The organism is Sinorhizobium mexicanum, from assembly GCF_013488225.1.
GTDB lineage: Bacteria > Pseudomonadota > Alphaproteobacteria > Rhizobiales > Rhizobiaceae > Sinorhizobium > Sinorhizobium mexicanum.
Map to the genome: position 1 here is coordinate 2,129,740 of NZ_CP041238.1, position 12,045 is coordinate 2,141,784.

13 protein-coding genes are annotated in these 12,045 nt (G+C 60.6%); 11 read left to right on the plus strand and 2 right to left on the minus strand.

Features of this window, described 5'->3' with window-relative positions; translation table 11 throughout:
- Positions 1 to 34: 34 nt before the first annotated feature.
- The 7 genes from FKV68_RS10050 to FKV68_RS10080 all read left to right on the plus strand — a co-directional run bounded on the left by FKV68_RS10050 (position 35) and on the right by FKV68_RS10080 (position 6,084).
- Complete coding sequence (locus FKV68_RS10050; protein ID WP_180941332.1) at positions 35 to 1,123, plus strand: branched-chain amino acid ABC transporter substrate-binding protein; 1,089 nt, start codon at positions 35 to 37, stop codon at positions 1,121 to 1,123.
- Entirely contained in the window at positions 1,120 to 2,121 is a 1,002-nt protein-coding gene (locus tag FKV68_RS10055) for a P1 family peptidase (RefSeq protein ID WP_180941333.1), read from the plus strand. Before FKV68_RS10050 ends, FKV68_RS10055 begins: the two co-directional genes overlap by 4 nt.
- Positions 2,122 to 2,271: 150 nt before the next feature.
- Positions 2,272 to 2,949, plus strand: a complete 678-nt coding sequence (gene rpe, locus FKV68_RS10060) for a ribulose-phosphate 3-epimerase (RefSeq protein ID WP_180941334.1) — start codon at positions 2,272 to 2,274, stop codon at positions 2,947 to 2,949.
- Positions 2,946 to 3,689, plus strand: coding sequence for a DUF2259 domain-containing protein (locus FKV68_RS10065; protein WP_180941335.1), 744 nt, complete (start codon positions 2,946 to 2,948; stop codon positions 3,687 to 3,689). The genes rpe and FKV68_RS10065 overlap by 4 nt, the downstream gene beginning before the upstream one ends.
- Positions 3,686 to 4,246, plus strand: coding sequence for a hypothetical protein (locus FKV68_RS10070; RefSeq protein ID WP_245181182.1), 561 nt, complete (start codon positions 3,686 to 3,688; stop codon positions 4,244 to 4,246). The genes FKV68_RS10065 and FKV68_RS10070 overlap by 4 nt, the downstream gene beginning before the upstream one ends.
- 62 nt (positions 4,247 to 4,308) lie before the next feature.
- On the plus strand, positions 4,309 to 5,610 hold the full coding sequence (gene purB, locus FKV68_RS10075; protein ID WP_180941336.1) for an adenylosuccinate lyase: 1,302 nt from the start codon (positions 4,309 to 4,311) through the stop codon (positions 5,608 to 5,610).
- Between the two features lie 165 nt (positions 5,611 to 5,775).
- Positions 5,776 to 6,084 (plus strand): PilZ domain-containing protein, encoded by a 309-nt coding sequence (locus FKV68_RS10080; protein ID WP_180941337.1) that lies wholly within the window; start codon positions 5,776 to 5,778, stop codon positions 6,082 to 6,084.
- 103 nt (positions 6,085 to 6,187) lie between these two features.
- Here FKV68_RS10080 and FKV68_RS10085 read toward each other — a convergent pair whose 3' ends face one another.
- Positions 6,188 to 7,003 (minus strand): DUF2189 domain-containing protein, encoded by an 816-nt coding sequence (locus FKV68_RS10085; protein WP_180941338.1) that lies wholly within the window; start codon positions 7,001 to 7,003, stop codon positions 6,188 to 6,190.
- A gap of 158 nt (positions 7,004 to 7,161) precedes the next feature.
- On the opposite strand from FKV68_RS10085, the gene FKV68_RS10090 reads away from it, so the two are divergent.
- Both FKV68_RS10090 and FKV68_RS10095 read left to right on the plus strand, forming a co-directional pair.
- Positions 7,162 to 7,716, plus strand: coding sequence for an RBBP9/YdeN family alpha/beta hydrolase (locus tag FKV68_RS10090; RefSeq protein WP_180941339.1), 555 nt, complete (start codon positions 7,162 to 7,164; stop codon positions 7,714 to 7,716).
- Positions 7,717 to 7,802: 86 nt separating this feature from the next.
- A complete protein-coding gene (locus FKV68_RS10095; RefSeq protein ID WP_180941340.1) occupies positions 7,803 to 10,334 on the plus strand; it encodes a sensor domain-containing protein in 2,532 nt (843 codons plus the stop codon).
- A gap of 94 nt (positions 10,335 to 10,428) precedes the next feature.
- Here FKV68_RS10095 and FKV68_RS10100 read toward each other — a convergent pair whose 3' ends face one another.
- On the minus strand, positions 10,429 to 10,743 hold the full coding sequence (locus FKV68_RS10100) for a DUF1476 domain-containing protein (RefSeq protein ID WP_180941341.1): 315 nt from the start codon (positions 10,741 to 10,743) through the stop codon (positions 10,429 to 10,431).
- Between the two features lie 225 nt (positions 10,744 to 10,968).
- Between FKV68_RS10100 and purC the strand changes: the two genes are divergently transcribed.
- On the plus strand, positions 10,969 to 11,733 hold the full coding sequence (gene purC / locus FKV68_RS10105; RefSeq protein ID WP_180941342.1) for a phosphoribosylaminoimidazolesuccinocarboxamide synthase: 765 nt from the start codon (positions 10,969 to 10,971) through the stop codon (positions 11,731 to 11,733).
- Positions 11,734 to 11,750: 17 nt separating this feature from the next.
- Positions 11,751 to 11,993: a phosphoribosylformylglycinamidine synthase subunit PurS gene (gene purS / locus FKV68_RS10110; RefSeq protein WP_180941343.1), complete on the plus strand. Its 243-nt coding sequence runs from the start codon at positions 11,751 to 11,753 to the stop codon at positions 11,991 to 11,993.
- Positions 11,994 to 12,045: the final 52 nt, after the last annotated feature.

Genomic DNA, 12,045 nt, shown 5'->3' on the forward strand with positions numbered 1-12,045 from the left:
TCCTTAAAACATGGCGTCGTTGCGGGAAAAATGCATGTTTAGATTGATTGTTAAGAGCATCGTCGTTGCCGGATTGATATCGGCCTCCCCTGCCCTTGCGGCGGGTTTGAAAGTTGCCGTCGTCGCTCCCGCCGAAGGGCCCTTCGCCGCGCTTGGAAAGCAGATGGTGGACGGCGCCGCTTTTCAGGCAGAGGATCGTGGAAGTCAGGTTATCCCGATCGCCGAAAGCTGCGATCCTGCCGGCGGCGAGGCGCTGACGAAGGCGCTGCTGGCGAGCGGCGCGGAAGCTGCGATCGGCTTTCTGTGCACGGAGAGCCTCGAAGCTGCCCTGCCTGCCCTAGCCGAGGCTCGCATTCCCGCCATCACGCTTAGCGTCCGCTCCGACATTCTGATGGAGGACGCGTTAAAGAAGGAGTGGCCGTTTTTCCGGCTGGCGCCGAGTGGAAAGGCCGAAACTGCGGCGGTCACCGACGTCATCGTGGCGAACTGGAAGGGCAAACCGCTCGCGCTCATCGACGACGGCACGATCCATAGCCGAGAGCTCGTCGAAAGCGTTCGGAACGCGCTTGCGGAGATCGGGGTGACACCCGTGTTCACCGACACTTACCGTCCGGCGCAGGAGCAGCAGGTTGGCCTCGTCCGTCGACTGGCGAAGAGCGGCGCCACCCACGTCTTTACCGGAGGCGACCGCTACGACACCGCCGTGATCGCGCGGGATGCAAGGGCTGAAAATGTTCCGATAACACTGCTCGGCGGCGACGTACTGAATGCGGCCGACCTTGACGTACCACTCGAAGAGGGAGTGCTTGCCGTGACGGTTCCGGAGGCGTCTCGGTCGAGCGAAGCAGAAGCCATCGCCAAGGCAATGCGCGCAAGCGGAATCGAACCCGAGGGTTATGTCCTGCCGGCCTTTGCCGCGATGTCGCTGCTCGAACAGGCGAAGGATCAGGCTGCCAAGGACGGCAGCGCGCTTTCCGAAGCCTTGCTGAAAGGGCCCTTTGCAACGATCCTGGGGCCGGTAAAGTTCAACGCCAGCCACGAGAGGACCGACACGCCCTATCGGCTGATGGAATGGCACGATGGCCGTTTCGTCGCCGCCACGGGCGCAGGCGGTGCGGAGTGATGCGCAAGGGGCCGAACAATCTGATTACTGATGTCGCTGGCCTGTTGGTCGGCAACGCAGAAGATCACCGGTTGAAATCCGGTGTCACAGTCGTGCTTTGCGAACGGCCGGCAACGGCAGCGGTTCAGGTTCTCGGCGGCGCGCCGGGCACACGGGAGACCGACCTGCTCGCGCCGGAAAACACCGTTCAGAGTGTGGATGCGGTCGTGCTCTCCGGCGGTTCGGCCTTCGGTCTGGATGCCGCCTCAGGGGTGCAGGCCGCCCTGCGGGAGATGGGACGCGGTTTCGAGGTCGGTCCCCACCGCATTCCGATCGTTCCGGCGGCAATTCTCTTTGATCTCGTCAATGGTGGCGACAAGGGTTGGGGACGCTTTTCGCCCTATCGCGACCTTGGTTACGATGCCGTACGGGCTGCCGGTGCCACATTTCTGACTGGGACTGTCGGTGCCGGCACGGGTGCGCTGACCGCCACCTTCAAGGGGGGCCTCGGGTCGGCATCGACCGTGCTGGCCAATGGCATCACGGTCGGCGCACTTGTCGCCGTCAACGCGCTAGGCTCGGCGACGATCGGCAACACCCGCCATTTCTGGGCCGCGCCCTTCGAGTTCGACGGCGAGTTCGGCGGGCTCGGCTATCCTGCCCCAATGCCGCAGGATGCGGCGCTGCCACGCCTCAAGTTCCGCGAGAAACAATCGGCCGCTGCGAATACGACGATCGCCGTCATCGCCACCGATGCGGTGCTCGGCAAGGCCGAGGCAAAACGACTGGCGATCGCCGCCCATGACGGCTTTTCTCGCGCGCTCTGGCCATCGCATACGCCGCTCGACGGCGACCTTGTCTTCGCCTTGGCGACTGGAGCGAGCGGCAAGGCGCCGCTGCTTGAAGATTTCATCGATCTCGGCGCTGCCGCCGCCTCGACAATGGCGCGCGCGATCGCACGCGGCGTTTACGATGCGGTTGCGGCCGACAACGATACGAAGCCGTCCTGGTCGCAATAGAGCGGGATGAGGAACAGTGTGCGCGGTTTACGGCCCGCGTCCCGCGTCTCAACTTATTAGAATCGATAAGGCGCTGAGCCCCGGGGCTTGCCTCCGATGTTGTTTGCGCGTCGGGGGAATGCTATGGCGCGGGAAACATCGGAGCCCGTCATGACCCACCCTATCCGTATCGCCCCGTCGATCCTCGCGTCCAACTTCTCCAAGCTCGGCCAGGAGGTTCGCGATGTCGTCGAAGCCGGCGCTGACTGGATCCATCTCGACGTTATGGATGGTCATTTCGTGCCGAACATCACCTTCGGCCCAGACGTCATCAAGTCGCTGCGTCCGCATACGGACGCGACCTTCGACTGCCATCTGATGATCTCGCCCGCCGATCCCTATCTTGAAGCCTTCGCCAAGGCTGGCTGCGACATCCTCACGGTGCACGCCGAGGCCGGTCCCCACTTGCATCGGTCGCTGCAAACCGTGAAATCGCTCGGCAAGAAAGCCGGCGTCTCGCTCAACCCAGCCACTCCGGAAAGCGCTATCGAATATGTGCTGGACACGGTCGATCTGATCCTGGTGATGACGGTCAATCCAGGTTTCGGCGGACAGAAATTCATTCACGCAACCGAAGAGAAGATCCGGCGCATCAAGGCGATGATCGGCGATCGGCCGATCGAGATCGAGGTCGATGGCGGCATCACGCCTGAGACGGCCGCGCTGCCTGTCAAGGCTGGTGCCAACGTGCTGGTAGCGGGCTCGGCCGTCTTCAAGGGCGATTCCGTCGAGACCTATCGCAGCGCGATCAAGGCGATCCGCAAATCGGCGGAGAAGGCGCGCGGATGAGCAAGCGGGCGGTAGTCATCACAACGCTTCTGGCAGCGGCGACGATTGCGACTGCCGAAGTGCGTGCCGGAGACTTTGCCGCCTTGCAGCCGATCGGATTTTCGTCTGATGGCAATGTGTTCGCCTTCGAGGAATATGGCGTCCAGGACGGTTCAGGCTATCCCTATTCGACCGTCTACGTCCTCGATACACGCAAGGACGCCTTCCTCCCGGGCGCACCTGTCCGCGCCATCATCGAGAAAGATGGAGCGTCACTGCACGAAGCGCGCCGCGAGGCGCACCGCCGTGCCGCACCACTGATCGATGCTTACCGTCTGCAAGAAACACCCGGCATACTGGCGGCATATAACCCTATAACCGAACGAAGCAGCGCGCCCCACACGCTAAGCTATGATGCGTTTCCGGCCAATGAGCCGTTCCGTAGGAGCTACGCGCTGAAGCTTGAGGAGAAGAGCTTCGAGCCACAGGGTGTGTGCAGCAGCTTCTTGCAGGAGGTCAAGGGCTTCCGGCTGGTGATGACGGAGAAGGCGGGGAAACCTGCAACGGACGTGTTGCAGGAGGACACACGCATCCCCGAGAGCCGTCGCTGCCCGACGGGTTATCGCATCGGTGGCGTCGTGACCCGCATCAATGATGATGGTTCCGAGGTCCACGTGGTGATGATCTTGGTCCAATCGCTCGGTTTCGAGGGCTCGACCGATGGCCGCTGGATTGCGCTGCCCGTCCGGCTTCCCAAATGACGAGTGACGAGCAGGCTGCCAAATCGCCCGCGCTCTTTTCGGATGTCGCACCATCGAAACGATCGAGATTTGTGCGCTCGCTCCCCAAACCGCATGAAGTGCTGATCGGTGCCCCCGGCTGGGCCTTGGCAATGGCAATTTCCGCCTGCCTGGCGCTTTGGTTGCGTGGAAACGGGGCGGCCCTCCACCTCAGGGACGTCCTGCTGCTCTACGCACTCGGCGGCCTGTTTGCCTGGCCGCTTTCGCTGTTTGCGGCGCGTTTTGCAGCACAAGAACGAGAGGTCGAGACCCGCTTCTCGGCCTTTCTCCTGTGCCTCATCGCAGGTACGGTCGCTACGACGGCATGTCTCTTCACCTTCGACTACCGGATATTCTATGCGCAGTGGCATGCGGCCACGGGCACGCGCACATGGCTCTTCCAGTTCCTGTTCACGTTTCTCGCCGCCCTGTATCAGTTTCTGGTTCTGGGCGTTCGGCTCTATCTGCCGTTCGGCCTCGTCGCCGTTGTCGCCGCGAGTCTTTGGCTGGCGCAATCGGACATGCGCCAACGGCGTTGAGCTTAAGCGCCATCTTTGATAGACGCACAGCCATCCTTCACTGACGACGAAAGCTTAAGCCCATGATCCCCCGTTACTCCCGGCCGGAAATGGTGGCCATTTGGTCGCCGGAAACGAAATTCCGCATCTGGTTCGAGATCGAGGCGCATGCCTGCGATGCCCTCGCCGAAATCGGTGTCATTCCCAAGGACGCGGCGAAGACGATCTGGGAAAAGGGCGGCGCGGCAACGTTCGACGTTGCCCGGATCGATGAAATCGAGGCCGTCACCAAGCACGACGTCATCGCTTTCCTCACCCATCTGGCGGAATTCGTCGGGCCGGACAGTCGTTTCGTCCATCAGGGCATGACCTCGTCGGACGTTCTCGATACCTGCTTCAACGTGCAGCTGGTTCGTGCGACGGACCTCTTGCTCGCTGACCTCGACAAGCTGCTCGACGCCCTGAAACGCCGTGCCTTCGAGCACAAGGACACTGTCACCATCGGCCGGTCGCACGGTATCCACGCCGAGCCCACCACCTTCGGCATCAAGCTGGCGCTTGCCTACGCGGAATTCGATCGCTGCAAGCAGCGCCTCATCGCTGCACGCGAGGAAGTTGCGACCGGTGCCATTTCCGGTGCTGTCGGCACCTTTGCCAACATCGACCCGCGGGTCGAGGAGCATGTCGCAAAGGCTCTCGGCCTGAAGCCGGAACCGGTCTCGACGCAGGTTATCCCGCGCGACCGCCATGCCATGTATTTCGCGACGCTCGGCGTCATTGCCTCCTCGATCGAGCGTCTGGCGACGGAAATCCGCCATCTGCAGCGCACGGAGGTGCTTGAAGCCGAGGAATATTTCTCCCCGGGCCAGAAGGGCTCCTCAGCCATGCCGCACAAGCGCAATCCGGTGCTGACGGAGAACCTGACCGGACTTGCCCGCATGGTCCGCGCCTTCGTCGTGCCGGCCATGGAAAATGTGGCGCTCTGGCATGAGCGCGATATTTCGCACTCCTCGGTCGAGCGCATGATCGGACCGGACGCGACGGTGACGCTCGATTTCGCACTGGCCCGGCTGACCGGTGTGATCGACAAGTTGCTCGTCTATCCCGAGAACATGATGAAGAACTTGAACAAGTTCCGCGGTCTTGTTCACTCGCAGCGCGTGCTGCTCGCGCTCACCCAGGCCGGCGTTTCGCGCGAGGATGCCTACCGGCTCGTTCAACGCAACGCCATGAAGGTCTGGGAACAGGGCAAGGATTTCCTTGAGGAGTTGCTGGCCGACACTGAAGTTCGGGCCGCACTCTCGGAAGAGGAAATCCGCGAGAAATTCGATCTCGGTTACCACACCAAGCACGTCGACACGATCTTCAAGCGTGTCTTTGGCTGATGCGAACGGGGCATCTTGTCCCGTTACAAGACACGGTGACGTTGTCGCGTGTTGTAAGCGCTCGCATTCGATGCAATTTGTTCGAGTGCGGGCGAGCTTATTAGCAAGTTATTCATAAGTGGTGTGAGAGCTTCCAGATCTGTCAAATCAGGTTTCGGGGAAGCCATGACGTACAGGGACAGTGTTCAACGCGCATCACAGCGCACGCAGACGAAAATAACAGGCAAAGTTACATGCAAGTTCGGGTCGAGCAACGGGGTTGTTAGAGACCTCTCTGACGAGGGTATCTGTTTCCAACTCCTGTTCGACATCGGCGCCCAGACGGGACAGGAAGTCACGATTCAGAGTGAAGAGCTCGGCTATCTGACAGGGATTGTGCGCTGGTATCGCGGCGACAAGATCGGCATCAAACTCAAGCTCTCGTCGAACACCGCGGCGCAAATTTCGTCTTACTATAAATTTTTCCGCCCGTGACAGTGGCCGCAGTCGTGCGGCGAGCCGGAAAATTCTCATAAAAACAATCGCGGCGATCTTGGGTCATTCAAGATCGCCGCGATGTCTTTGGAGGACCCGCCGTTCAGGCCTTGCGGCCGGCAGGATCCGGTTCCACCATCTTCCGATAGAGATGCCATGTGGCGTGGCCAAAGATCGGCATGATGACGGCAAGGCCGACGAAGACCGGAATCGAGCCGATCACCAGTCCAGCCGCGATGATGAGGCCCCAGCAGGCGACCGGCACCGGATTGGTAAGCGTCGCGCGGATAGAGGTCTCGACGGCCGCGACGGCGCCGATATCGCGATCAAGCAGCAAGGGGAATGAAACCACGCTGATCGAGAGCACGATCACGGCGAAGACAAACCCGACGGCATTGCCGACAACGATGAGATTCCAACCCTCTTGCGTGCCGATAATGCCGTTCCAGAAGGCTGCAATCGACATCGGTGGCACCGTTCCGAAAATCCTCACATAAAGCGCCTGTGCAACCAGAAGCCAGGCAATGAAGATAACGAACAACATGGCGGCGACCGCTAAAATCGAGGGCAGCGCCGGCGAGCGGTGCAGTCGCAAGGCGTGCGGCCATGACGCATCCATGCCCAATTCACGGCGGCGGCTGATCTCGTAGAGGCCGATTGCCGCGACAGGACCGATGAGGGCGAAGCCGGAAGCAAGCGGATAGAGCAACGGCAGCATGTTTGCGCCCGCGCTCCAGGTTATCAGCACCGCACCGGCAATAGGGTATATCAAGCACAAGAAAACATAATGCGACGGCTTCTCGCGAAAATCATTCAGTCCGAGACGCAACGCGTCAAACACATCCGCAATGCCAATCTTTCGTATTCCGGGATGCGAGACTCTCGCATTCGCCCCCGACAGGACATGGAAGGTTGTCATGGCTCACACTCCTCAACGAACCAGAGCGGCCACGGACTCGCGACAACGGTGAAACTAGCCGCTGTCAACCGCGACCGGCATTTCGATTATACAGAAAATGCGGCCTCTGTCGCCTGTGCCTTGACTTCGGCGCTTTTCACCTCCAAATCGCCGCAATCATGAAGATTTCAGAAGCTGACATCCTGATCGTGCCGGGCTACACCAATTCCGGCCCGGAGCATTGGCAAACCCGCTGGGAGCGAAAGCTCTCGACGGCGCGCCGTGTCGAGCAGGCCGAATGGTCGAAGCCCGTGCGCGAGGATTGGGTGGCGCGGATGGTCGAGGCAGTCAATGCCGCGCCAAGGCCGGTCGTGATCGTCGCGCATTCCCTGGGTGTCGCCACAGCGATCCATGCCCTGCCCCATTGCGCGAAGAAGATCGCAGGCGCCTTCCTGGTCGCGCCGCCGGACGTCGCCAATCCCAAGATCCGCCCGAAGCATCTGATGACCTTCGGCCCCTACCCGCGCGACCCTCTGCCCTTCCCGTCGCTGATGGTGGCAAGCCGCAACGATCCCTTCGGGTCCTACGAGCACGCCGGAGACATCGCCAACGCCTGGGGTGCGTTCTTGGTCGATGCCGGCGAAGCCGGGCACATCAACGCGGAATCGGGTCACGGCCCTTGGCCCGAGGGTACGATGGTCTTTGCCCAGTTCCTCAGCCGGCTGCGGCCGTAGAGCGTGGAGCGGCGAGCGCGCGCCATTAATCCGAATTTCATTGCTGCAGATCATCATCGGCTTGCAACCCTCAGGATCCGGGATAAGTGACCGAGCCGCACGAACCGATCGACACCGGCAATAGGCCGACGACACAAGACAGCCTGGTGCCGGACGCGATAGATCAAGTCCCGGCGGGTATGATCCTTGTCGGCGCAGGCGATGCCATACGCGCGGCCAACGCGCCCGCCCTCCGGCTGCTCGGGCGGACGGCTGAAGAAGTCATCGGCGCACCGATCGCCGCATTCGTTCACGGTGGAGATCTTCCAGTAATCGTTGCGTTGGAGGGGGCGCAGCCTGCGGTCATCCGCTTCCTCGGTAAATCAGGCACGCTTTCCATGCTCGTTTGCCTCACCCGTCTGCCGGCACCGGGAACCGACGCGACGACGATACTGACAATGCTTCCGGCCGACAGCCTCGTTTCCGAAATCGCAAGCCTGCGCAAGGACGAGACACGTTGGAAATATGCCCTTGAAAGCGCCTTGGAAGGCGTCTGGGATCACGACTTCGAAACCGGCAATCTGTTCTATTCGTCGACCTGGCGGCGTCTGCGAGGGTTGGCGGATGACGCGGAGGTCGACGGCACGCTGGACAAATGGATCGAAAATGTCCATCCGGACGACCGCGCGCACGTTCTCGCCTGCATCGCGCGGCAAGACTCCGGCGAAGTCCAGTTCAACACATTCCAATACCGGGAGCGCCATGCGGACGGACGCTGGGTCTGGATCGAGAGCCGCGGCGCATCGGTCGCTTATGGGCCCGACGGCAAGCCATGCCGCATCATCGGCACCGATACCGACATAACCGCACGCAAGGAAGCGGAGGCCCGGCTCGCGGAGGTTTCGCGCCGCCTGCAATTGGCGCTCGACATTTCGAAGATCGGCGTCTTCGAGCACAATCTCGATACCGGCGTTTCGCACTGGGACGAGGCCATGTTCAGGATGTATGGCCTGGACCCTGCCGGCCAAGCGCCCTCGTCTGCCGGTTGGGAGAGCGTTTTGCACCCGGAGGACAAAGCCGCCGCGATCGGACGCGTCGACGATGCGATCGCCAGCCGCACGCCCTTCACCAACGCGTTCCGCATTATCAGGCCCGATGGAGCCGTTCGCCACATTCGCTCGAATGCCGCGTTTCATACTGATCTCAACGGCGCAACGAGGCTCGTTGGCGCCAATTGGGACGTGACGGATGATATCGCCCTGCAGGAGGAGCTGAGGCGGGCAAAATCCGTTGCCGAGGCGCGCAACTGTGAACTTGAGGCGGCGCGCGTCAGCATCGAGTACAACGCGCTGCACGATCATCTGACGGACTTGCCGAACCGCCGCTATCTTGATCGGATCCTGTCGGAGGCGCGCGTCGTCAACGCCATTCTTCATCTCGATCTGGATCGCTTTAAGCAGATCAACGATACGCTCGGCCACCAGGCCGGAGACGCCATGCTTATTCATGCTGCGACCGTACTGAGGTCACACGCCGAGAGCGACGATTTCATCGCTCGCATCGGTGGCGACGAATTCGTCATCGTATGCCGCAGCGGCCGGGGTTCGATGCAACTCGCAGAGCTTGCCGGGCGCATCATCCAGGCATTTCGCCGTCCCGTCCCCTACGCCGATCAATTATGCCGCCTCGGCGCGAGCATCGGCGTTGCCCTGGACGAAGGCAGGCTTACCGATCCCAGGCAGCTCTTGATGGACGCCGACATCGCCCTTTATCGCGCCAAGAGCCTCGGCCGAGACCGGTTCGAACTCTTTTCCGACGAGATGCAGAACCAGATTCTGACCGCCAAGCGGATCGGCGACGAGCTCCGCGAGGCGCTCGAAAAAGGGCAGTTCGTTCCTTATTACCAGCCGCAGTTCGACGCCCGAACGCTGGAAGTCACGGGCGTCGAAACCCTGGTGCGTTGGAACCATCCGCACCGCGGCGTGCTGGTGCCCATGCAATTCCTGAAAGTCGCCGAAGACATCAATCTTCTCGCAGCAATAGACCGGACGGTGGTCGAAATGGCTTACGCCGACTTTCAAAGCTGGCAGCGCCAAGGGCTCGCGGTCCCCAAGATTTCGGTCAATATCTCCTCACGCCGCCTGCGGGACCCTCAGCTTGTCTCTGACCTGCGACAGATGAACATCCCCCATGGCGTCATGTCGTTCGAGCTGCTTGAGTCGATCTTTCTCGACGAGTTCGAGGACGAAGTTGCGGAAACGATCGCGGCCTTGAACGAACTCGGCATCGACATCGAGATTGATGATTTTGGTACCGGTCACGCGTCGATCATCGGACTCCTCAAACTCAACCCGGCGCGCCTGAAGATCGATCGCGCCTTGGTAGGGCCGGTCACGGAAAACAGCAAACAGCAAAAGCTGGTGCGTGCCATCATCGACATCGGCCATTCGTTGAATATCAAGGTGGTAGCCGAAGGGGTCGAAACGTGGGCCCACGCCGCGCTTCTCGCCGATCTCGGCTGCGACGTCCTGCAAGGCTATGCTCTGGCGAAACCCATGAGCCGGCAGGATTTCGAGAAAATGGCCCAAGGCGGCTTCAACGTGTCGCGCATCTTTTCTGAAGCGCGCCGGATACGGTGACGGCATTCTGCAATTCCAGCGTCAGGCGCCGGGACAAAAAAAGCCGCCCGATTTTGCTGCCGGGCGGCGCGTTTCTTTTTCTTGGGCTGCAGGATCAGTTGTTCTGAACCTGCTCTATCGCTTGGGCGAGAAACTCCATCATCCGCAACCGGATTTCGTCTTCCGACTTTAGGACGCCGGCAGCGTCGAAATCGGCCTTGATCTTGCGCGCCACGTCTTCGTGGCCGGTCGCCGCGAGGTCGATGGTAATGATTTCCGTCGCGTAGGCTTCCGGATCGGCCTTGTTCAAGAGACCTGCGGCCCAAAGACCGAGCAGTCTGTTGCGGCGAGCTTCCGCCTTGAACTTCAGCTCTGCGTCCAGTGCAAACTTCGCTTCGAAGCCCTTTTCGCGGTCCTGCATCGTCGTCATAAGCTATTCTCCCTCAGAATTCCTTGCCGGAAACAGTTATCGCTATAAACCAAAACACAGTGCAATGCGAAGTTTTCGCCTTTGGTGACTTTCATGATACCCTAATCTAAATCGGGGGATGGGAAGATACGCCGATTGTGAAATGCGTTCTTTTCAGATATGGACCCGCTGAGAAAATTCCAATTGCGCGACCCAAGAGCGCCACCAACCACAGAGACAAATTCCATGAATCGTCGCCGCCGTATCTACGAGGGCAAGGCCAAGATCCTTTACGAGGGTCCGGAACCGGGCACGCTGATCCAGTTTTTCAAGGATGACGCGACCGCTTTCAACAAGAAGAAGCATGACGTCATCGACGGTAAGGGTGTTCTGAATAACCGGATCTCCGAGTACATCTTCACGCATCTCAACAAGATCGGCATTCCGACGCATTTTATCCGCCGCCTGAACATGCGCGAGCAGTTGATCAAGGAAGTGGAAATCATTCCGCTCGAGATCGTCGTGCGCAACGTCGCCGCCGGTTCGCTTGCGAAGCGCCTCGGCATCGAGGAAGGCACTGTGCTGCCGCGCTCGATCATCGAATTCTACTACAAGGCCGACGCGCTCGACGACCCGATGGTGTCCGAAGAGCACATCACCGCCTTCGGGTGGGCAAGCCCGCAGGAACTTGATGACATCATGGCGCTTGCCATCCGCATCAATGATTTCCTCTCCGGTCTCTTCCTCGGCGTCGGCATCCAGCTCGTTGATTTCAAGATCGAGTGCGGACGCCTGTTTGAAGGCGACATGATGCGCATCGTCCTCGCCGATGAGATTTCTCCGGATAGCTGCCGCCTTTGGGACGTCGAAACCAAGGAAAAGATGGACAAGGACCGGTTCCGCCGTGACATGGGCGGTCTCGTCGAAGCCTATCAGGAGGTGGCGCGCCGCCTCGGCATCATCAACGAGAACGAGCCGCCGCGCGGTTCTGGCCCGGTGTTGGTCAAGTAATTTCGGGGATAAGCGAAGTGATCAAAGCACGTGTAACCGTGACGCTCAAAAACGGTGTTCTCGATCCTCAGGGCAAGGCAATCGAGGGTGCGCTCGGGGCGCTCGGGTTCAACGGCATCGGCCAGGTTCGTCAGGGCAAGGTCTTCGATCTGCAGATCGAAACGGCAGACAAGGCCAAGGCGGAAGCCGACCTCAAGGCCATGTGCGAGAAGCTGCTGGCCAACACTGTCATTGAAAACTACACCATCTCCCTCGCCTGACGGCGGGGGAATGGCCTTCGCTGGTGATCCGCTGGTCGCCCGCCCTGCAGCG

What these genes read in the sequence shown, in the direction of transcription:
- FKV68_RS10050 (WP_180941332.1), top strand. Translation starts at nt 35, where the DNA reads ATGTTTAGATTGATTGTTAAGAGCATCGTCGTTGCCGGATTGATATCG.
- rpe (WP_180941334.1), top strand. Translation starts at nt 2,272, where the DNA reads ATGACCCACCCTATCCGTATCGCCCCGTCGATCCTCGCGTCCAACTTC.
- FKV68_RS10065 (WP_180941335.1), top strand. Translation starts at nt 2,946, where the DNA reads ATGAGCAAGCGGGCGGTAGTCATCACAACGCTTCTGGCAGCGGCGACG.
- FKV68_RS10070 (WP_245181182.1), top strand. Translation starts at nt 3,686, where the DNA reads ATGACGAGTGACGAGCAGGCTGCCAAATCGCCCGCGCTCTTTTCGGAT.
- purB (WP_180941336.1), top strand. Translation starts at nt 4,309, where the DNA reads ATGATCCCCCGTTACTCCCGGCCGGAAATGGTGGCCATTTGGTCGCCG.
- FKV68_RS10080 (WP_180941337.1), top strand. Translation starts at nt 5,776, where the DNA reads ATGACGTACAGGGACAGTGTTCAACGCGCATCACAGCGCACGCAGACG.
- FKV68_RS10085 (WP_180941338.1), bottom strand. Translation starts at nt 7,003, where the DNA reads ATGACAACCTTCCATGTCCTGTCGGGGGCGAATGCGAGAGTCTCGCAT.
- FKV68_RS10090 (WP_180941339.1), top strand. Translation starts at nt 7,162, where the DNA reads ATGAAGATTTCAGAAGCTGACATCCTGATCGTGCCGGGCTACACCAAT.
- FKV68_RS10100 (WP_180941341.1), bottom strand. Translation starts at nt 10,743, where the DNA reads ATGACGACGATGCAGGACCGCGAAAAGGGCTTCGAAGCGAAGTTTGCA.
- purC (WP_180941342.1), top strand. Translation starts at nt 10,969, where the DNA reads ATGAATCGTCGCCGCCGTATCTACGAGGGCAAGGCCAAGATCCTTTAC.